The organism is Ruegeria sp. HKCCD7255 (assembly GCF_013031565.1).
GTDB lineage: Bacteria > Pseudomonadota > Alphaproteobacteria > Rhodobacterales > Rhodobacteraceae > Ruegeria.
Genome location: NZ_WQAG01000008.1, coordinates 18,395 through 37,160 on the forward strand (window position 1 = coordinate 18,395; position 18,766 = coordinate 37,160).

Below are 18,766 nucleotides of genomic sequence, written 5' to 3' on the forward strand. Positions count from 1 at the left end.
TCCTGAACTGTCGTTTCAGCGGACCAGATGTTCAGCCCATAGGTACCCGGCACTGGCGCTGACCCATTGGCGGGATTTCCAGATGAACCCGTCAGGGCCCAGCCAATAGAGGTTGGTTACGGTCAGGCCGGGCGTGATGCAGGTTTCTTCGATACGAACCGTGCCATGGGTACGGTCGAAGATGGTGATGCGTTCTGGGGTCTTGCTGGTGCGCTGGCACTGAAAGCTTTGAAATTCCGTCTGAAATTCACCGTCCAGATAGCTGTGCAGCTTCAGGTAATATCCAGTTTGGTCACCCCGCAGCATCGACAGTGTCCCGGATATATCCGCCGTCATCAGGTCGCGGCCCAACCCTCGGCTGGCCACCAGAAGACCGCTCTGGAACGACAGCGAGGCCTGATCGCCCGACGACCAGGTGCGCACGCCCGTATTCTGCGCGGATGGCTCAAGTGTTGCTGCAACTTTCAACTCGGGCAGTTCAGCAAGCAAGGTGGGACGTCCAAGCGCGTCCAGCTGCGCGCGGCTGAGCAAATCCCGAGGGTCTACAGGTTGCGCCGCGCACCCCATCAAGGCCAGCAAACAGATCAGACGGATTACCGCCAGAACCGCCCCCAATTGACCTGAAGGTCATGCCCACGCACCCCGCGTACAGTGTCGTAAAGCCGCCCCGCCACATCCAGACGCGCACCGCCATCCCGTTGGACAGGGCGCAGTACGGTGGTGAAATCATCGCGGGTGGGTGAGCCCGAAAGCCAATCGATGGGGATCGTGACAATGATGCCTTTGTCAAACGACCCTTCGCCAAAATCCTCGGCAGAGACATTGGTAAGCGTGGCAAAGGCCCCGATGCGCCAACCGTTCTTGAACTCGCGATGCAAGGTGAAGGTGGCACCCCAATCACCGGCAAGATATCGGCCCGCGTCGATCTGCGTGTGAAACCCGTTCTGCATCTGCCAATAGCCCGACAGATGACCGGTGGCGACGCTGTAATCCTGAAAGCCGAACAGCTGGTTGAAATCGCGCTGGCGGACATAGTTCAATTCGGCCCCCATCGCGAACCGCGACTTCAGCGGAAACCACAGCAACTCGGCGGACAGGCCGCCGAACATCGGCTCCAGATAACCGCCGGTGATCCGTCCGAACAGATCGCCAGCAGGCTGGTAATAATAGGCACCCGTAAGCTCGGTGATCGCGGGGCTGCCTTCGGCATCATAGAGCGCCCCATCGCTGCGCACGCGCGGTAGGGTCGAATCCGAAGGCCTGTCAGAATCGTCCAGATTGCCCAGCAAGGGCTGGCGCAGGATGCCGCGCAGGATCACGCCACGGGCCGGTTCGACCTGGGTCGAGGCCTGAACGCCGAAATCTGCCCGCACCGGCTCGTCAGGATCGAACAGGGCGGGTTGGATATAGGGTGAGATGCGGTTGTCCCACACCGGGTAGGCAGCGCGCGGTCCGGCAATGGCCTGATCCTGCTCTTCGATGCGCGCGCGCGCATAGCTGGACCAGCTGTTGTCCAGCTCATGTTCCAGCTGTTCCATATCCCGCCGTTGGATTGTGACCTTGGTCGGGGTCAGGCCGTTGACAACCAGTGCAATTTCGAACTGTTCGATATGGGCAGGCAGGGTGCGGCTCATCGCCCGGGCGGTGCGCCCGATGTCCTGCCCCGTCCGGGTGCGCGAGGTGCCCTGTACGCCGACCGCCGCGATGTCGCCCTGCGTTTCAAGGCTTTGTAGCCGCAGCCCTTCTTGCTGCAACGCCGCCGCCAAACGACGCCGACTGTCGGCAGGTGTGCCTGCAGGCATTTGGTTGACCCCGCGCACCAAGACTGGTGGCGGTGCATTACCGCGCAGCCCTGCGGCGGGTGGGTCTTTGGGGTTCAATGCAAAACTCAGGTTCACGCCGACTTCCGAGCCATAGAGATAGGTCAGCGATAGATGAATGTCGGGACGAATGCGATACTGCGCGGCAAAATTGAACGAGGATTTGCGGTCGAACGCCGTGCCGTCCTCCTGCGGGTAGGCATCGGGTGAGAACTCGGCCTGCAGCTTCCACCCGTCACTGAGCTGCCATTCGATCCCGCCAAACAGGGCGGCCGGACCGCGAAACCAGTTTTGCGATTGCAACGTGCCACCCTCATCATCTTCACGGCCGGGTCGGGTGTCCATCCGGCTACCAAAGATATAAGACAGCGGGTTCTGAAAAGACCCAACCCCCGCGAGTCGACCCCAGCCAATGCCACCTGTCAGGCGCAGGTTCGGGCGCACGGTCTTTGAGGCTACGATATATTCCGACTGGTAGATCCCGGTGCCCAGAAAATCGTTCAGCCCGATGGCCATGGCCGGGCGGCGGCTGGACTCGTCCAGAAACCGGTAATGGATTGAGAAACTGCGATCGAAGATCTCATCCTGCACAGCGGCGCCCGGTGTATTGCCGCGCACATCGCGCAGCGCCGAATAGCGCAGGCTTCCCGACAGGCGCGGGGTGACCTGAAAAGTCAGCGTCGTGCGCGTGGTGTTTCTGAAATGGCTGAAGTTCAGCGCCAGTTCCGCGTCCGGGCGGCTATGGGCCGGGGGTAGCTCGACCAGACCCGGATAACCATAGGTGTTATAGGTGGTCTGGATCTGAGGATCTGCCATGGTCAGGGTCGGTGCAACCAATGCCAAAAGACCGACAATAAGACGGCTGCGCCTAATGGCCCGGGTTCCGAAGAAGCGGCGCAAATTGCCCCAGTTTACGCAGGTTCTTTGCCAACAATGTGCCAGCGCCCCCAGCCTGGTTGGCGCGCAACGCACGATAGTCCTCGCGCGCCTTTGTCAGCAGTCCAGCGCCCAGATTGGTACTGACACCGCCATGGCGCATCTTGACCAAGACCCGTGGCACGTAACCCAGTTTGATCTCACCGGCCCCGATCCAGCGCAACATCGCGTCATAGTCCCCGGCAATCCGGTACGCGCTGTCATAGGCGCCAAAGCGTTCGATAACGCTGCGGCGCACGTAAAGCGTAGGGTGCGGTGGCATCCAGCCCCAGCTGAGACGCCTGCGTGAGAACGGCCCTGCGCGCCAATGGCGTATCACACGCCCCGATGCTGACAGGATCTGAAGATCGCCATAGATCGCGTCAATCGATGGATCCCGAAAGGCCCGTGCGATATCGGCCAAGACCTGATCATCCGCCAGCATGTCATCGGAGCTGAGCAAGCCGATGACATCTCCGTGGCAGCGCGCCACACCCTTGTTGATGGCATCGTAAAGACCACCATCATGGGCAGATTGAACACGCATCGGATGACTGTTCTTCCGGTCGAACAAAAGCTTCAACGTGCCGTCGGTTGAACCACCGTCCTGAACAACAAGCTCAGCCTTTTCATAGGTTTGCTGGTCAATCGACCCAAGCGCATCCGGTAGCGAACTTGCCCGGTTCAACACCGGCATCACAATCGAAATCATCATGCTAAACGTCAGTCTACCGAAATATCGAACAACAGCCCAAAAGCCATCTTCCGGTCACTGACAAAACGGATCCCCTGGGCCTCTAGAACCGAGCGCAGTTTTGTAAGGTTGCCTTTGCGCGAATGGGGTACGCCGTCCACGGCCTCATAACGCGTGATAGTGGCTGCTCCGACCCCGGACTTTTCCGAAAGACATCGGACCGACCAGTTCAAAGCCCCGCGCGCAGCGCGCAGTTACTTGCCTGTGACCGAGGGCATTTCGCCCTCAGCGTGATTTTCTGTATGCTTCATTTTAAGTAAAATTGCCTGATCAACGGCTACCGCACCGGAAGTGACGAATGTCTGACTTCTGGAGGTGGTTTCATGATCAGAGCCTTGGCAGGGAAAAGAGTAAATTTCAATCGCTAAAGTTGTAGATGATTGAAATTAGATAGTTCTGTTGGGTTTCAGTAACAGAATTTGCGTCAACCGCTTAAAATCAGAAAAACCTCAGCAAGGTTAGCAAAGTATTAACCATTTGCTTCAAGTTTGGCAGGTAAATGGCGAAGGTTGGATCATGCACCTCAGGACTGTTTTGCTTGCGTTCGGTGCAAGTATCGCACCACTTCCGGTTGTTTCGCAAAGCGCTGACGCTTTGCAATTGGCGCGCAGTCTGGATGCCTGTTCCGGGGCGAAGGTCTTGCGTGCAAAAGTTCTCAGCGACGGCAGTCTAAAGGTCTCGTGTGCGCGTCAAAACAGAAGGCAACGACAAGACCAGCTCCCCGGAGTGGCGCCGGGGGCGACGAACGTGGTGGGGCTGCAGGTGCCTGCGCTTGGCTTGGGGGCCGCCGCAGCGGCGGTGGCCGCAGGAACGTCGTCAACCTCATCAACCGACAGCACCGGCAGCAATTGAATGGTTAGGCAGGATCAGCACATGGCGCATAGCCAAGTTCGATCATCTGTTGCCCGGACAATCGGCGATGCCCGTTCACCCGGTGTCGCGCCATCTCCAGATACCATTGCCGCAATGGCGCGGGATAGTGGCTTGCGATCAGCTGGCTCCAATATTCGAAACTGGCCGCATCCAGAGCCAACCCCCAAAGACTGGGACCGTGGAACCCAAACACGGTATCTGCGTCGACACACACATCATCTGCGGCCAGATAGAGGGTACAGGCGGACAGGCAGATCCGGCCCCGAATCTCGACCCGATCCCCGTGTTGGCGCAAGCGTTCGACCCGCGCGACCCTGCGGTCGATCCGCCCACCCAGATCATTGCCGATTACGTGTACGACTCGTGAAGGCTGAGCCAACAGCGCGGGCGCAGAACCCACAGAGATCAGCATCGCAAAACACACAACAAGACACCCGGAAAACCGGGCAATACTTCCTTTCGGCACTTTCCAACTCCCCTGACAAAGCCCATAGATTTTCACACTGTGCGGTCGGGGAATTAACAACGGCATAAGTTTGCAATTCTCTGAAAATACAAGGTTTCTTTCATGACGCAGGACCGCTCTTCCTCAGCCCGTGATCATAGCCAGTGGTTTGCTGCGCAACTGCGTCCAAACATGCGCCTGATCGCCGAGCGCAACCTGACGCGACAAGGATTCAAGACTTTTTGCCCCACACGCTGGGAAACAGCGCGGGTCGGTCGCAAGCTCAGAACCAAGGCGCAACCGCTTTTCCCGGGCTACCTCTTTGTCGGCTTTACGCCTCAGTCAGCGCGCTGGCAGGTGATCAACAACACGCGCGGCGTCAATCGGCTGATAACCGACGCACGATTGAATCCTGCGCCCATTCCTCCCGATTTCATGACAGCGTTAAGGGCACGCTGTGATGCAGAGGGTGTCTTGCAACCCGATCGGGGGCTGGCCCCGGGTGACACGGTGCGGATTTTCTCGGGCCCGTTTTCGGGGGAACTGTCCCGGATCGAAAAGCTGGATCAGCACCAGAGATTGCAAGTGCTGATCCAGATACTGGGCCGCGCTGTGCGCGCAACGGTTTCGCGAGACGTGGTCGAGCGGGTTTCGCGGCCGGAACCCGCCTGATCCATCGTTCAGAGGGTTTGCAGACCCATATTTCCGATGTCGCTTGCCCAAAGACGAAGCATCTCCACATGACCCATCATCCCGGGCCCAAGGATCAGATCCTGCGACCCAAGCACCGGGATGCCACTCACCGCAGCTGAAGACCCGTCGGCCAGAGCGACCTCTGAATAGGTGTGGCGCGACGCGAGTTCAAACGGCTCATGGCGGGAAAGACCCACACTGCCGGGCGCGGAGCTTACGGTGGTTCCGGCGCCGCCAGCCAAATGCAAGACCTCTTTCCGACCGTCTGCCGCCACGGCGTATTCCAGCCCCTCGGTGACCCCATCAGACCACTCCAGCAACACAGCGCGACCCGGAACCGCGGCCCGATCAAGCGCCCCTTCCAACGCAATCGACACCGCATGTGACGCGTTGCTATCGGGTAGATAGGCCGATTTCAGGGTAACGCTTTCAGCCGCACGTGTCTGAGCACTTGTCTGCGTCGGGATAAAGGATGACGGTGCCCCGCCGTGTTCCAGCTGGGCACCCCAGATATAGGTAAATCCGGGCTGTGCAGAGGATGTGTTCAGATCCTCCTCGGAGTTGTAGATCTCGAACGCCGAAATCGCCGAGCGCGTGGCCTGCACCGTGATGGCACAGCGATACCAACCATTGCCAAGCGCCTCCATCGCGGCCGTGTGCACCGAGTTTACCGTTCCGGTGACCCCTGCGCTCAGGTTGAAATAGCTGTCTTTGGCAAAACCATGCGTGCGTTCGCGCAGAAAGATGAATTCGCGGTCACCGGCTTTGGCGTAGACCGAAAAGGTCAGGACATCTCCAATCAGATAGGCAACCGATTGCTGCACGGCTCCATCAAAGGTATCCGCTGTACTGGTCAGCCGGGACGCGGTGCCGGTGCCATCAGGGGCTAGGGCATCGTTGGGCGAGATGGCGGCGCGTGACCGCGACCAGACCGACGTGTCAAAGCCCGAGGCGTGTAGCAGCAGATTTGTGCGCGCCTCGGATTCCAACAAAAGACCGGCGCTCTGCCAGGTTCCGCCCGTCAGGCGATGGTCAAACCGAGGTTCACCGGGTACGGACTGGCTTAAAAGGCCCGAGGAATTCACATAGGTCGCTGTTGAGCCGCGCGCAAAGTCAAAGGCATCGTGAAAGGCAACCGGCCCTTGGGCAGCCCGAAAGACCGAGGATGAGAAATCCGCGACGACATCCGGCACCATCCCGTTGACGCCATATGCGGCAAACGGGTCACGCAGCGGCGCGGTGCGCCCGCTGAACGCGAACCGTCCGCTTTGAAACCGTGATCCTGTCACCATATGTCACCCGACCAAAAGCGTTACAGGGACGTCATTGCCCGCGATCCACAGGCGCTCGCCCGATTTGATCTGCATGGCCTGTGATCGGCCCGGTTGAACCGGATGGCCTTGCGAGACGTCAAGCGCGGGCACTGCATCGTCGGTTGTGATCTCAAAATGGATTGTGTCACCGCCCACATTGCTCAGCAATATGTCTTCGTCAGCGGTCGCGGTGTGACGGTTGGATGCGATCCATCCTGCAGCGGTCTTGTAAGCAGTTGATGGCATGGGAAACTCCTGTGGTTAGACCGCGCCACCATAGGGGCAGCGCCCGCACCGTTGCCCGCACGGCAAAATAACCCTGTGTTAAGGCGCTGCGACCTTTGCCAATTGCCCCTGCCTGGCGGACAAGATAGGGGTCTGTTCCATGATACCCGGATGGCTCAAAACCTTGATCTCGCGCCCTGCATCGAATGCAGCAGAGCCGGGCGTAATTGCACCGGATCAACGCTTTATCGCGGTTGGTGATATCCATGGTCGGATGGATCTTTTGCAGTCGTTGCTGGACAGGGTGGACCTCGATTGCCCATTGGTATTTCTGGGGGATTACGTTGATCGCGGTCCCCACAGCGCGCATGTGTTGCGTCATCTCTATCAGCTTGAACAGAACGACAATCGTCCGGTGACGTGTTTGCTGGGAAACCATGAAGAGATGTTGCTGCGTTTTGTTGATGAGCCAAAACGCAATGCGCAGTTATGGATGCTGAACGGTGGCTTGCAGACGATTGCATCCTTCGGCCTGGGGGACCTGGACGGGGCCGCCATCGGCCGAGATGCAGAAGGTGCTGCCACCCGGTTGCGCGAGGCCATGGGCGACGCGCTGCTGGACTGGCTACGGACGCGTCCTCTGACCTGGACCAGCGGCAATGTCACAGCTGTCCACGCCGCGCTTGATCCCAATCGCGCAGTAACCCGGCAACAGCGCCAGACCTGTCTTTGGGGGCATCCGGAGTTTCCGAAAACGGCTCGGCGAGACGGGCACTGGGTTCTGCGCGGCCATGTGATCGTTGATAAGCCCGACGCGTCAAACGGGGTGATTTCGATCGATACAGGCGCGGTTTTTACCGGTCGCCTGACAGCAGCAGACATCTCGTCCGAAGGTGTTCATTTCATTTCGACCAGCTGAACGCGCGAGCTTGTGACAAAATTCCGATCATAGCAGGAGCCCGCGTTCTCCGAATATTAGAAAAATCGCATGTTTTTGGGTAACCTACTGTTAAGGTTAACCAATAATTTACCAATGTCCCGTGACCCTTGCCCAAAGCTTCGCGCTGTTTTCCGGCGCACAAGGGCGCAAGGGGACAGGAATGTTGGATTACGAGCTCACATCGACGCGTATCGGACAAGAGGCTACTTTCTATCGACCGCTGCGGCAGGGGCCGTCGCCTGTATTCTTGGTGGCAAAGCGCGGATTTGACCTGTGGTTTTCGGTGATGTTATTGCCTTTGCTTTGCGTTACTTCGGTCATGCTGCTGCTGCTGAACCCGTTTTTCAATTCTGGCCCGGTGTTTTTTGCTCAAATCCGAATGGGGCGCCATTGTCGGCCGTTTCTGGCGTACAAGTTCCGATCGATGAGCCCGAGGCAGCGGGCTTTACGCGGGCCGTTTGATCCACTGGAAGCGGACCGCATTCCAGCGCTGGGGCGGTTTATCCGCCGCAGCCGGTTGGATGAATTACCGCAAATACTCAACGTGATCAAAGGCGAGATGAGCCTGATCGGTCCGCGCCCTGATTATGTGGGGCATGCGCGACACTATAACCGCACCATGCCAGGATATCGCTCCCGCCACAGCGTGCGTCCAGGCATTAGTGGATTGGCACAGACCGAGATCGGCTATGTCCAATGCGCCGACACGGTGCAGGCCAAGGTGCAAGCTGACCTGAGGTATATCCAAACAATGGGTCCAATGCAGGAGATACGGATTTTCTGGCGCACGATCCTGACCGTGCTGTGTTTGAAAGGGCAATAAGATGACGCCCGAGATGCAAGCTGAACAGGATGAATTGGGCCGTTTATTGGGCTTGCTATGGGCGGGCAAATGGCTGCTTGCGGCAACGACGGTGCTTGGGTTGACCCTTGCCATTCTGGCCGCGATCTATGTGGCCAAACCGGTCTACCAGGCTGAAACCACACTGCTTTTGGATCCCGGCTCTGATGGTTTTGAGGCAACCGCAGGTGCCTTGAACGGTTTGGCAACGGATGTGTCTGCCATCAACACCCAGATCGAGATCCTGCGCTCGGACCAGATGATGCGCCAACTGGCGGAGCGGATGAATCTGGTGGCAGATCCCGAGTTCAATGCCTCTTTGCGACCGCCTTTGCCGCTTATCGGCCAGCGCGGCAGTGGGGCAGAGGATGTTGCCAAAGCCTTGGCTGCGCGCGTTTCAGTCGCCAATATTCGCAATTCGCATGTCCTGACTCTGTCGGCCCGCAGCGAGGATGCGGCTAAGGCGGCTGAGATCGTCAATACCCTGGCGACGCTTTATGTGGACGGGCAGGTTGCGGAAAAACGCCGCGACATCAACACGGCCGTGAACTGGCTGTCCGACCGGGTTGTGTCTCTGGAACAGGAAATCGAACAGCAGGATGATGCGGCCGCACAGGTTGGCGCGGCGATCGCCGTCCAGAGTATCGAGGCCTTGGCCAAGCAGTTGTCAGATACGCAGGCCCGGCTGGATCAATTGTTGAACCGTCAGCGCAGTTTGCAACAGCGTGCGCAGCGGCTTGAGGCGCTTGCAGACAACCCGACTGGTGCCGCATCTTTCGAAGATGAGCTGTTGCAGCGTCAGGCCACAGCCGCGCTGGCCGGAGATACCGAGGCCCTGCAAGGCTTTGCTGCGCGGGTGGCGGAACTGCAAAACCAGACCATCCGCGAACTGGCGCTGGCCGACCGCCAAGCCAACGTTTTGCAATCGGGGCTGCGCCAGCTTGAGGCAGATTACCGGGCGCAGACCGATCAACTGGCGCAGTTGCGTCAGGTTGAACGCGATGCACGGGCGACCGAACTGTTGCACCAGACATTCTTGTCGCGCCTAAAGGAAACCGCTCTGCGCCGTGGTTTGCAAACACCCGACAGTCGCATCATTTCACCGGCCATTGAGGCGCGAAAAGTCGCGCCAAACACGGCAAAACTGGCCGTTTTCGGCGCTTTGGCGGGGGCCGTCGCGGGTATCGGTATCTTGCTGCTTAGACAGGCCCAACAGGCGAGAGCGCCAACACTGGCGACGATCGAGGCAGCGACACGCAGCCCCGTGATTGGCCAACTGCCCAAAGCGCCGGTCCGGTCTCGGGCTCAACTGATCGACTATCTGACCGCGCGCGCGACCTCACCTTTGGTCGAGGCGGCGCACAACCTGCGCACCTCGCTGCTTTGGCGCAACAAAACGGATCCACCGAAGGTGATCTTGTGCTCTTCCTGCGTGCCGGGCGAAGGCAAGATGACCACCGCGATCATCTTGGCTCACAGCTTGGCAGGGTTGGGCAAACGGGTGTTGCTGGTTGAGGCTGATATCCGCCGCCTGTCGTTCCAGCATTACTTCCCTGAAAATCCTAAAGGCGGATTGGTGACCGCCTTGTCGTATCGAGTGCCTGTGCAGGATCTGATCCAGCGCGATGCGCGAACCGGCCTGGACGTGTTGATGGGCGAGCGCAGCGCCGACAGCGCGGCTGATCTGTTCTCGTCTCCCGAATTTCACGCGCTGTTTGAAGACCTGCGGCATCGCTATGATCATATCGTCATCGATTGCCCACCGGTTCTGGTGGTGCCCGACGCACGTGTCATCGGACAGTCTGCCGACGCCATCCTGCTGACCGTTGCCGCCTCTGACACAAACCGGTCCCTGGTCGAAAACGCGCTGCGTGAGTTTTCAAGCGTGAACCTGCAGGTGACGGGGTTGGTAATGTCGCGTGTCAGCGCGACCAAAGGTACCAAAACCGATCTGGTCTATGGCACCTATGGTCAATACTACGATACGGTCTGAGCGTTAGCCGACAATCATCTGCTTCATCCGCAGCGCCTCGTATTCCAGCTCTTTCAAGCGGAATTGCACCACATCTCCGATGGTAATAACGCCTTTCAGATGTCCGTCGGACATCACTGGCATATGGCGAAAGCGTCCCTCGGTCATGGTTTTCAGAACTGCATTCAGGCTGTCTTCGGGCGCGCAGGTCTGAACCTCGCGGGTCATCAGTTCTTCGACAGACTGAGGCAGGGTCTGACCCGGCGTATCGGCCATGCGACGCACGATGTCACGCTCGGACAAGATGCCCTGTAGCGCACCGTTCTGATCAGTCACAACAACAGCACCGATACGTTTGTCGCGCAGCAGGTTCACCACCGAATGGATCGTGTCGTTGGGCCGTACCGCAAACACCGCATCCCCTTTGCCTTCCAGCAACTTGGCTACTGTCGTATTGGAGTGCGACAGGTTGGATTCAACCGACTGACTGCGGGTGGGTGCAGCGGGCTTGTCGCCGCGTGTCGGGGGCTGGTAAGAGCTTGGGGCCATGGGCGGTCTCCTCCTTTACCGGAAATGGCGGGTTCCTCTACCTTAGCGTGAAGATGGGCCCTGTATAGGGTAGAATCTTGCAAGGTGGCGCATCAGAAGGAAACGCGTAGACGTGAGCCAACTCTATCTGACCCCAACCTTTGCTGTTGTGATCTTTATCGGTGTGGTCATTTGCGGCCACAACTTTCGCATGCTGTGGAAGCATCAGCCCGAAGGCTGGCAAAAGCGCGCTTGGCTCTTTGGTGTCCCGGCGGGTATCGGCCTTATGGCCTTGGCCTTTCTGCCGATGAAGATCTGAGGTCGTTTGACTCTGCCAAAGCCCGCTGGCATATGCCGGGCACCACGTCCCGCAGGAGGTCAAACATGCGTATCTTGTCAGCACTGGCTGGGGTTTTTCTGGTCACCGGCTGCTGGTTCGACAAAGAACCCGACGTTGTTCGGCTGTCTGGCGAAACCATGGGGACGACCTTCAATATTGTCGCAATCGGGGAAGACCTGGATCAGGATGCATTGGCCGCTGATGTGCAGGCCACGTTGGATCGGGTCAATGGCAAGATGTCGAACTGGGATCCCAATTCCGAAGTTTCGACATTCTCGGCCTCAAGCAGCACCGATCCTGTGCAGGTCTCGGACGAATTCGCGCTTGTGCTGGCTGCAGCGAATGAGGTGCACAGCAAATCCGGGGGCACTTTTGATGTTACCTTGGGGCCACTGATCGAACTTTGGGGGTTTGGCCCGCGTAAACCCGAAGACCCGGTGCCCAGCGATGCCGACATTCAAGCTGCGCTGGATGCGGTCGGGCAAGATCGGTTGCTGACTCTGGACAGTCAGGCCGGGACACTTGCCAAGTCCGATGCTGGTGTCGGTATCAACCTGTCAGCCATCGCCAAGGGCTATGGGATCGATGCGGTTGCGGCCACGTTGGCCGATGCGGGGATCGAGGATTATATGGTTGAGATCGGTGGCGATCTTGTGGCCAAAGGCGAAAACGACAAGGGTGAAAGCTGGCGTATAGGGGTCGAGAAACCGGAAACCGGAACACAGGCGATCCAACTGGTTGTGCCCTTGAATGATCGCGGGATGGCAACTTCGGGCGATTACAAGAATTTCTTTGTGCAGGATGGCATTCGCTATTCCCATATCATTGACGCCACCACCGGGCGTCCGATCACCCATCACACGACGTCGGTCACTGTTCTGGCCGAAAACGCGATGATGGCCGATGCCTGGGCGACAGCCATGTTGGCCCTGGGCCAGGAGCGGGGGCTGGACCTGGCCGAGCAGCATAAACTTGCCGTGTTTTTCATCTCGCGGGATGTGACAAATGGCGAAGATGCCTATATCACCGTCCAAAGCAGCGCTTTCAAAGACGTGCTGGACACCAACTGACCGCTAGGAACCGTTATGAGCACCTTTATTCTCGCCTTCTTCCTGCTGTTGATCGTCATGGTCGGTATGGCGCTGGGTGTGATGTTGATGGGCAAGACCATCAAAGGCAGCTGCGGTGGCCTGAACGCAATCTCGGGCGCGGACAAGTGCGTCGTCTGTCAGAAAGACGTCGATCCAAACAGTCCTCTGCGCGATCAGTTGCAGTGCAAGCGAGCGAAAAAGATGCTGCAACGGATGGAAGGCTAGGATAACCCTCTTGGCATGAGCAAAGCCAAGAATATTCTCTTCATCATGTTCGATCAGTTGCGCTGGGACTACCTCAGCTGCAATGGCCACCCCCATCTTCACACCCCCAATATCGACCGGCTGGCATCAATGGGCGTGCGCTTTACCCGCGCCTATATCCAGTCACCGATCTGCGGCAGCTCGCGCATGTCTACCTATACCGGGCGCTATGTGCATTCGCATGGGGCGTCGTGGAACGGCATTCCGTTGAAAGTTGGCGAGATGACGATGGGCGATCACCTGCGCAAGGCGGGCATGGGCTGTTGGCTGGTGGGCAAGACCCATATGGTCGCGGATGCCGAGGGGATGGAACGTTTGGGGCTTGAGCCCGACAGCCTGATCGGCGCGCGCGTGGCGGAATGCGGGTTTGACGTGTTCGAGCGCGATGACGGGATGCGCCCCGAAGGCCCCAATGGTTTCTATGACCCCAATGGTGCCAAAATCTACAACGCCTATCTGAATGACAAAGGCTATGAGGGCGACAATCCCTGGCACGATTTTGCGAATTCCGGTCTGGATGAGGACGGCAATGTCCTGTCGGGCTGGTTTCTCAAGAACTCCTCTGAGGCCGCCAATATCGCTGAGGAAGACAGCGAAACGCCCTACCTCACGACCCGTGGCATGGAGTTCATGGAAAGCCAGTCCGGCCCGTGGTGCTGTCACCTGAGCTATATCAAACCGCATTGGCCTTATATCGTGCCGGAACCCTATGCCTCGATGTATGGGCCAGAACACGTATTGCCTGTTGTCCGGTCACAGGCCGAGCATGAGAACGCCCACCCCGTTCTGCGCGCCTTCATGGACACGAAAATCGGCAAAACCTTTTCGCGCCAGGATGTTCGCGAGGCGGTGATCCCAGCCTATATGGGCCTGATCAAGCAGGCAGATGACCAGATGGGAAGGCTGTTTGATTGGATGGAGCAAACCGGCCGGATGAAGGACACGATGATTGTCCTAACCTCGGATCACGGGGATTTCTTGGGCGATCACTGGATGGGTGAAAAGACCTTTTTCCACGATACATCCACCAAAGTTCCGCTGATCATTTACGACCCATCCCCGGACGCGGACGCAACCCGTGGCTCCACCTGTGACGCGCTGGTCGAATCCATCGATCTGGCGCCGACCTTCGTCGATGTGGCCGGTGCGCAGATTCCAGACCATATTCTTGAAGGGCACTCTCTGCTGCCGATCTTGCGCGGGCAAGCCAAGGAAACCCCGCGTGAGGTGGCGATCTGCGAATATGACTACTCGGCCTCGCCCATTGCGACGATGCTGAACGCTTCGGTGCGCGATGCAGTGATGTTCATGGTGGCCGACAAGCGCTGGAAACTGATCCATTGCGAAGGCGGCTATCGGCCCTTGCTGTTTGATCTTGAGAACGATCCCGATGAGCTGGTCGATCTGGGCGACAGCGCTAAGCATGCAGATGTAATTGCGCAGATGTATGATCATCTTTTTGCCTGGGCCCGTCGCCTGTCACAGCGGACAACAAGATCCGCAGAGCAGCTTATGGAACGGCGCACCAAAAGCAGTGGCACAGGTGTGGTGATCGGTATCTATGATGAAAACGACACGCCGCTTGAGCTGACGGTGAAATATCGAAACCGAAAGGCGCGCCCGTACCAAGAAATCAGAGGCAAGACAGAATAAATCAGGGCAAGACCCTGAATGCCAGTTCACCCTTGGTCACCCAGAGGGTAGAAGATCGGCGCAGAGCAGCAGACGGAGACCCTCATGACCGCCCCCAAACCCGTAGTCTTGTGCATTCTCGATGGTTGGGGATTGTCTGACGACACGCAAGCCAACGCCCCGGCGCTGGCCAAAACGCTTACATTTGACGCGATCATGGCAAAAGGGCCGTCGTCACAGCTGATCACCCATGGCCCGGATGTTGGGCTGCCTACCGGTCAGATGGGCAATTCCGAAGTTGGGCACACCAATATCGGTGCGGGTCGTGTGGTGGCGATGGATCTGGGGCAGATCGATCTGGCAATCGAGGACGGGTCATTCTTTGTCAACGCGGCTTTGCAGGATTTCATTGCCAAGGTGAAAGCCGCAGGTGGTACGGCGCAGCTGATGGGTTTGGTCTCGGACGGTGGGGTGCACGGTCATCTGACCCATATCGTGGCTGCCGCAAAGGCCATTACTGATGCTGGCGTGCCCGTGGCCCTGCACGCGGTGACAGACGGTCGGGATGTGGCGCCTAAATCGGCTGATGGGTTCATTGCCCAGCTGGAAAAGCTTCTGCCGGAAAGCGCTCGTGTTGTGACGGTATGCGGGCGATACTATGCGATGGATCGGGACAATCGCTGGGAACGGGTGTCTCAGGCCTATGAGGCGATGATCAAGGGGCAGGGGCGTACAGCGCCCACAGCTTTGGCGGCGATCAAACAGGCCTATGACCAGTCGGAAACCGATGAATTTGTCGTTCCAACCGTCCTTGATGGCTTTGGCGGCGTCAAAGATGGCGATGGGTTCTTTTGCCTGAACTTCCGTGCCGACCGGGCGCGTGAGATTCTGCGGGCCATTGCCGAGCCGGGTTTTGCCGAGTTCGACACCGGCCCGCGCCCGAACCTGTCGGCTTTGTTGGGCATGGTCGAATACTCGGATGGTCATAACGCCTATATGACCACCGTTTTCCCAAAACGCGCGATTGTGAACACTTTGGGGGAATGGGTGGCCAAGCAGGGCCTGCGCCAGTTCCGTCTGGCCGAGACCGAGAAATACCCCCATGTCACGTTCTTCCTGAATGGTGGCAAGGAAACACCCGAACCGGGCGAAGACCGTTTCATGCCGAAATCGCCGAAAGTGGCAACCTATGATCTACAGCCGGAAATGTCTGCCCCCGAGGTGACCGAGAAATTTGTCGCAGCCATCAAGGGCGGCTATGATCTGATCGTCACCAACTATGCCAATCCAGATATGGTCGGTCACACGGGTGATTTGCAGGCTGCTATAAAAGCCTGTGAGGCGGTGGATCAGGGGCTGGCGCAGGTTGTTGCCGCATTGGAAGAGGTCGGCGGCGCGATGATCGTCACCGCAGACCATGGCAATTGCGAGGTGATGGTTGATCCAGAAACCGGCGGCCCGCACACAGCGCATACACTGAACCCGGTACCGGTGGCATTGGTGGGCGGCCCTCAGGGCGCCACATTGCGGCAGGGCCGTTTGTCTGACCTGGCACCCACGCTACTGGATTTGATGGAACTGCCCAAACCACCTGAAATGACCGGAGAAAGCCTTTTGTCATGAGGCTTGCCGCGCTTGTTGTTGCCTGTGCCCTCCTCGCCGGGCCCGCGTCGGCGCAAACCAGCCCGGCGGATGCGGCTTTGGCGGCGGCGCAGCAGTTGGAACAGGCGTCTGTGTCCTTGTCTCAGGCCGACACGGCGCGTGACCGTGTTCGCGCGCTGACGGAAACTGTGCAAGCCTATGAGGCCGGTCTTGCGGCCATGCGCGAGGGGTTGCGCGGGGCGTCGCTGCGCGAGACGCAACTGGTGGCCGAGCTGCGCGCCAGTGAGGCCGAAGTGGCGCAGTTGCTGGGCGTGTTGCAAACGATTGAAACCACAGCGCCGCCGATCCTGATGCTGCATCCGTCGGGGCCCCTGGGCGCGGCGCGCACGGGTATGATCTTGTCGGATGTCACCCCAGCGCTGAACGCAAGGGCGCAGGCCTTGTCCGCTGATCTGCAAGAGGTTCAGACCCTGCGCAAGCTGCAGGAAAACGCGCAAGCGACACTGACCGAGGGTCTGACCGGCGTGCAGGACGCCCGCACCAAGCTGAGCGAGGCAATTGCCGAACGCACCGACCTGCCGCGCCGCTTTGTCGAAGATCCCGTGCGCACGGCGATCCTGATCTCGTCTACTGAAACGCTGGACGGATTCGCCAGCGGGCTGTCCGAGATTTCGGATGGTGAGATCATCGCCAGCAATGCCGACATCTCTTACCTCAAGGGGCGGCTTGAGCTGCCGGCCCAAGGGGTGATTCTGCACCGCGCCGGTGAAACGGATGCCGCTGGCGTGACCCGCCCCGGTCTAGTTCTGGGGACACGACCCCGCGCGCTTGTGACAGCGCCCACCGCTGCAACGATCCGCTATCGCGGGCCGCTTCTCGACCTGGGAAACTTGATCATTCTCGAACCGCAACCCGGTCTTCTCTTTGTTTTTTCTGGTTTGCAGGATGTCTATGGCGAGCCCGGGCAGGTCATTCCAGAGGGCACTCCGGTGGGGCTGATGCCGGGGGAAACGCCTGAAATTGGCGCTATTATGTCAACAAGCGGTGAAGGCACTGGAACTGATCGCTCAGAAACGCTCTATATAGAGGTAAGACAAGAGAACAGCCCCGTGGATCCGGAAGCGTGGTTTCGGACGAACAAGGATGGATAAACGAGTATGAAGAATTTTCTGATGGCCGGATTGGCCGGAACCGTGGCAGGTGTGATCGCAACAACGCAGGTCGCAGGCCCACTGTTGGCGCAAGAGGCCGAAAGCAAGGCCAGCGTCTATGAGCAACTGGATCTGTTTGGCGATATTTTCGAACGCATTCGCGCGCAATATGTGGAAGAGGTCGAGACCGAAGACCTGATAGAAGCGGCGATTGACGGGATGCTCACGTCGCTGGATCCGCATTCCAGCTATCTTTCGCCCGATGACGCGGAACAGATGCGGGTGCAGACCCGCGGCGAATTTGGCGGGCTTGGCATCGAGGTCACTCAGGAAGAGGGGTTTGTCAAAGTTGTGTCGCCCATCGACGATACGCCAGCCGATGCGGCGGGGATCGAAGCGGGCGATTTCATCACCCATGTGGATGGCGAAAGCATTCTGGGCCTGACGTTGGACAAAGCCGTCGATCTGATGCGTGGCCCGGTTGGCTCCGAGATTGTGATCACCGTGGTTCGCGAGGGCGAACAAGACCCGTTTGACGTGACCCTGATCCGCGACACCATCAAACTGACCGCTGTGCGGGCCCGGACCGAAGGTACCAGTGTTGTGCTGCGGGTGACCACATTCAACGACCAGACCTATCCCAACCTCGAAGCCGGGTTGCAAAAGCAAATCGAAGAGGCCGGTGGTATCGAAAATATCAACGGCATCGTTCTGGATCTGCGCAACAACCCCGGAGGCTTGTTGACCCAGGCGATCAAAGTGTCGGACGCGTTCCTGGACGAAGGCGAGATCGTCTCGACCCGTGGCCGCAACCCCGCCGAAGGCGAGCGGTTCAACGCGACGCTGGGCGATCTGGCAGATGGCAAACCCATCGTGGTGTTGATCAATGGCGGTTCGGCCTCGGCGTCGGAAATTGTGGCCGGTGCGCTGCAAGACCACAATCGGGCCATTGTTGTGGGTACAAAAAGCTTTGGCAAAGGCTCGGTCCAGACCGTGATGCCGCTGCGGGGTGACGGTGCGATGCGCCTGACTACATCGCGCTACTACACGCCGTCTGGTCGCTCGATTCAGGCGCTGGGTGTCAGCCCGGACATCATCGTCGAACAACCGCGTCCTGCACCTGAAACCGAAGAAGAGGAAGCCTCGAACACACGCACGAGGTCAGAGGCCGATCTGCGCGGCAGTCTGAACAATGACAGCCTCAGCGAAGACGAAATCCGTCAAATCGAAGAGGACCGCGCCAAGGCCGAAGCCACGGCAGAGCTGCGCGAAGAGGATTATCAACTGGCCTATGCCATCGATATCCTGAAAGGCTTGTCCGCCTTCCGGCCAAACGGGCCGTCTCAGTAAACCAGATCAGGGCCGCA

The 18,766-nt window shown here is 58.7% G+C and carries 19 protein-coding genes; 12 read left to right on the top strand and 7 right to left on the bottom strand.

Going from position 1 to position 18,766, the window contains the following annotated elements:
• Window positions 1-15: 15 nt before the first annotated feature.
• The 3 genes from GOX45_RS14870 to GOX45_RS14880 are packed head-to-tail and all read right to left on the bottom strand — an operon-like array spanning window position 16 to window position 3,450.
• A complete protein-coding gene (locus GOX45_RS14870; RefSeq protein WP_171101942.1) occupies window positions 16-615 on the bottom strand; it encodes a YjbF family lipoprotein in 600 nt (199 codons plus the stop codon).
• The gene (locus GOX45_RS14875) at window positions 594-2,636 is read right to left on the bottom strand and encodes a YjbH domain-containing protein (RefSeq protein WP_171101943.1); all 2,043 of its coding nucleotides are present in this window, start codon (window positions 2,634-2,636) and stop codon (window positions 594-596) included. Before GOX45_RS14875 ends, GOX45_RS14870 begins: the two co-directional genes overlap by 22 nt.
• 52 nt (window positions 2,637-2,688) lie before the next feature.
• Window positions 2,689-3,450: a glycosyltransferase family 2 protein gene (locus tag GOX45_RS14880; RefSeq protein WP_171101944.1), complete on the bottom strand. Its 762-nt coding sequence runs from the start codon at window positions 3,448-3,450 to the stop codon at window positions 2,689-2,691.
• Between the two features lie 555 nt (window positions 3,451-4,005).
• On the opposite strand from GOX45_RS14880, the gene GOX45_RS14885 reads away from it, so the two are divergent.
• Window positions 4,006-4,341: a hypothetical protein gene (locus tag GOX45_RS14885; protein ID WP_171101945.1), complete on the top strand. Its 336-nt coding sequence runs from the start codon at window positions 4,006-4,008 to the stop codon at window positions 4,339-4,341.
• A 4-nt stretch (window positions 4,342-4,345) separates the two neighbouring features.
• On the opposite strand, the gene GOX45_RS14890 is transcribed toward GOX45_RS14885, so the two are convergent.
• A complete protein-coding gene (locus GOX45_RS14890; protein ID WP_171101946.1) occupies window positions 4,346-4,774 on the bottom strand; it encodes a hypothetical protein in 429 nt (142 codons plus the stop codon).
• A 156-nt stretch (window positions 4,775-4,930) separates the two neighbouring features.
• On the opposite strand from GOX45_RS14890, the gene GOX45_RS14895 reads away from it, so the two are divergent.
• Window positions 4,931-5,479: a transcription termination/antitermination protein NusG gene (locus GOX45_RS14895; protein WP_171101947.1), complete on the top strand. Its 549-nt coding sequence runs from the start codon at window positions 4,931-4,933 to the stop codon at window positions 5,477-5,479.
• Window positions 5,480-5,487: 8 nt separating this feature from the next.
• Here the strand turns inward: GOX45_RS14895 and GOX45_RS14900 are convergent, their stop codons facing one another.
• Window positions 5,488-6,789, bottom strand: a complete 1,302-nt coding sequence (locus GOX45_RS14900) for a hypothetical protein (protein ID WP_171101948.1) — start codon at window positions 6,787-6,789, stop codon at window positions 5,488-5,490.
• A 6-nt stretch (window positions 6,790-6,795) separates the two neighbouring features.
• The gene (locus GOX45_RS14905) at window positions 6,796-7,059 is read right to left on the bottom strand and encodes a hypothetical protein (RefSeq protein WP_171101949.1); all 264 of its coding nucleotides are present in this window, start codon (window positions 7,057-7,059) and stop codon (window positions 6,796-6,798) included.
• A 139-nt stretch (window positions 7,060-7,198) separates the two neighbouring features.
• On the opposite strand from GOX45_RS14905, the gene GOX45_RS14910 reads away from it, so the two are divergent.
• The 3 genes from GOX45_RS14910 to GOX45_RS14920 all read left to right on the top strand — a co-directional run bounded on the left by GOX45_RS14910 (window position 7,199) and on the right by GOX45_RS14920 (window position 10,812).
• Window positions 7,199-7,957 (top strand): metallophosphoesterase family protein, encoded by a 759-nt coding sequence (locus GOX45_RS14910; protein WP_171101950.1) that lies wholly within the window; start codon window positions 7,199-7,201, stop codon window positions 7,955-7,957.
• 181 nt (window positions 7,958-8,138) lie between these two features.
• Complete coding sequence (locus GOX45_RS14915; RefSeq protein ID WP_171101951.1) at window positions 8,139-8,801, top strand: sugar transferase; 663 nt, start codon at window positions 8,139-8,141, stop codon at window positions 8,799-8,801.
• Window position 8,802: 1 nt separating this feature from the next.
• A complete protein-coding gene (locus GOX45_RS14920; RefSeq protein ID WP_171101952.1) occupies window positions 8,803-10,812 on the top strand; it encodes a polysaccharide biosynthesis tyrosine autokinase in 2,010 nt (669 codons plus the stop codon).
• 3 nt (window positions 10,813-10,815) lie between these two features.
• Here GOX45_RS14920 and GOX45_RS14925 read toward each other — a convergent pair whose 3' ends face one another.
• Complete coding sequence (locus GOX45_RS14925; RefSeq protein ID WP_171101953.1) at window positions 10,816-11,340, bottom strand: CBS domain-containing protein; 525 nt, start codon at window positions 11,338-11,340, stop codon at window positions 10,816-10,818.
• A 112-nt stretch (window positions 11,341-11,452) separates the two neighbouring features.
• Between GOX45_RS14925 and GOX45_RS14930 the strand changes: the two genes are divergently transcribed.
• The 7 genes from GOX45_RS14930 to GOX45_RS14960 all read left to right on the top strand — a co-directional run bounded on the left by GOX45_RS14930 (window position 11,453) and on the right by GOX45_RS14960 (window position 18,749).
• A complete protein-coding gene (locus GOX45_RS14930) occupies window positions 11,453-11,638 on the top strand; it encodes a hypothetical protein (protein ID WP_171101930.1) in 186 nt (61 codons plus the stop codon).
• A gap of 65 nt (window positions 11,639-11,703) precedes the next feature.
• Complete coding sequence (locus GOX45_RS14935; RefSeq protein ID WP_171101954.1) at window positions 11,704-12,729, top strand: FAD:protein FMN transferase; 1,026 nt, start codon at window positions 11,704-11,706, stop codon at window positions 12,727-12,729.
• A 15-nt stretch (window positions 12,730-12,744) separates the two neighbouring features.
• A complete protein-coding gene (gene nqrM / locus GOX45_RS14940; RefSeq protein ID WP_171101955.1) occupies window positions 12,745-12,975 on the top strand; it encodes a (Na+)-NQR maturation NqrM in 231 nt (76 codons plus the stop codon).
• A gap of 15 nt (window positions 12,976-12,990) precedes the next feature.
• Window positions 12,991-14,667 carry a sulfatase-like hydrolase/transferase gene (locus GOX45_RS14945; protein ID WP_171101956.1) on the top strand — a complete coding sequence of 559 codons (1,677 nt, stop codon included), beginning with the start codon at window positions 12,991-12,993 and terminating at the stop codon, window positions 14,665-14,667.
• 84 nt (window positions 14,668-14,751) lie between these two features.
• Window positions 14,752-16,269, top strand: a complete 1,518-nt coding sequence (gene gpmI / locus GOX45_RS14950; RefSeq protein ID WP_171101957.1) for a 2,3-bisphosphoglycerate-independent phosphoglycerate mutase — start codon at window positions 14,752-14,754, stop codon at window positions 16,267-16,269.
• Window positions 16,266-17,399, top strand: coding sequence for a murein hydrolase activator EnvC (locus tag GOX45_RS14955; protein WP_171101958.1), 1,134 nt, complete (start codon window positions 16,266-16,268; stop codon window positions 17,397-17,399). Before gpmI ends, GOX45_RS14955 begins: the two co-directional genes overlap by 4 nt.
• Before the next feature lie 6 nt (window positions 17,400-17,405).
• Complete coding sequence (locus tag GOX45_RS14960) at window positions 17,406-18,749, top strand: S41 family peptidase (protein ID WP_171101959.1); 1,344 nt, start codon at window positions 17,406-17,408, stop codon at window positions 18,747-18,749.
• The last annotated feature ends 17 nt before the right edge of the window (window positions 18,750-18,766 follow it).

Coding starts and splice junctions, on each gene's coding strand:
- GOX45_RS14875 (WP_171101943.1), bottom strand. CDS start 2,636: ATGGCAGATCCTCAGATCCAGACCACCTATAACACCTATGGTTATCCG.
- GOX45_RS14880 (WP_171101944.1), bottom strand. CDS start 3,450: ATGATGATTTCGATTGTGATGCCGGTGTTGAACCGGGCAAGTTCGCTA.
- GOX45_RS14885 (WP_171101945.1), top strand. CDS start 4,006: ATGCACCTCAGGACTGTTTTGCTTGCGTTCGGTGCAAGTATCGCACCA.
- GOX45_RS14890 (WP_171101946.1), bottom strand. CDS start 4,774: ATGCTGATCTCTGTGGGTTCTGCGCCCGCGCTGTTGGCTCAGCCTTCA.
- GOX45_RS14895 (WP_171101947.1), top strand. CDS start 4,931: ATGACGCAGGACCGCTCTTCCTCAGCCCGTGATCATAGCCAGTGGTTT.
- GOX45_RS14905 (WP_171101949.1), bottom strand. CDS start 7,059: ATGCCATCAACTGCTTACAAGACCGCTGCAGGATGGATCGCATCCAAC.
- GOX45_RS14910 (WP_171101950.1), top strand. CDS start 7,199: ATGATACCCGGATGGCTCAAAACCTTGATCTCGCGCCCTGCATCGAAT.
- GOX45_RS14915 (WP_171101951.1), top strand. CDS start 8,139: ATGTTGGATTACGAGCTCACATCGACGCGTATCGGACAAGAGGCTACT.
- GOX45_RS14920 (WP_171101952.1), top strand. CDS start 8,803: ATGACGCCCGAGATGCAAGCTGAACAGGATGAATTGGGCCGTTTATTG.
- GOX45_RS14925 (WP_171101953.1), bottom strand. CDS start 11,340: ATGGCCCCAAGCTCTTACCAGCCCCCGACACGCGGCGACAAGCCCGCT.
- GOX45_RS14935 (WP_171101954.1), top strand. CDS start 11,704: ATGCGTATCTTGTCAGCACTGGCTGGGGTTTTTCTGGTCACCGGCTGC.
- nqrM (WP_171101955.1), top strand. CDS start 12,745: ATGAGCACCTTTATTCTCGCCTTCTTCCTGCTGTTGATCGTCATGGTC.
- GOX45_RS14945 (WP_171101956.1), top strand. CDS start 12,991: ATGAGCAAAGCCAAGAATATTCTCTTCATCATGTTCGATCAGTTGCGC.
- gpmI (WP_171101957.1), top strand. CDS start 14,752: ATGACCGCCCCCAAACCCGTAGTCTTGTGCATTCTCGATGGTTGGGGA.
- GOX45_RS14955 (WP_171101958.1), top strand. CDS start 16,266: ATGAGGCTTGCCGCGCTTGTTGTTGCCTGTGCCCTCCTCGCCGGGCCC.
- GOX45_RS14960 (WP_171101959.1), top strand. CDS start 17,406: ATGAAGAATTTTCTGATGGCCGGATTGGCCGGAACCGTGGCAGGTGTG.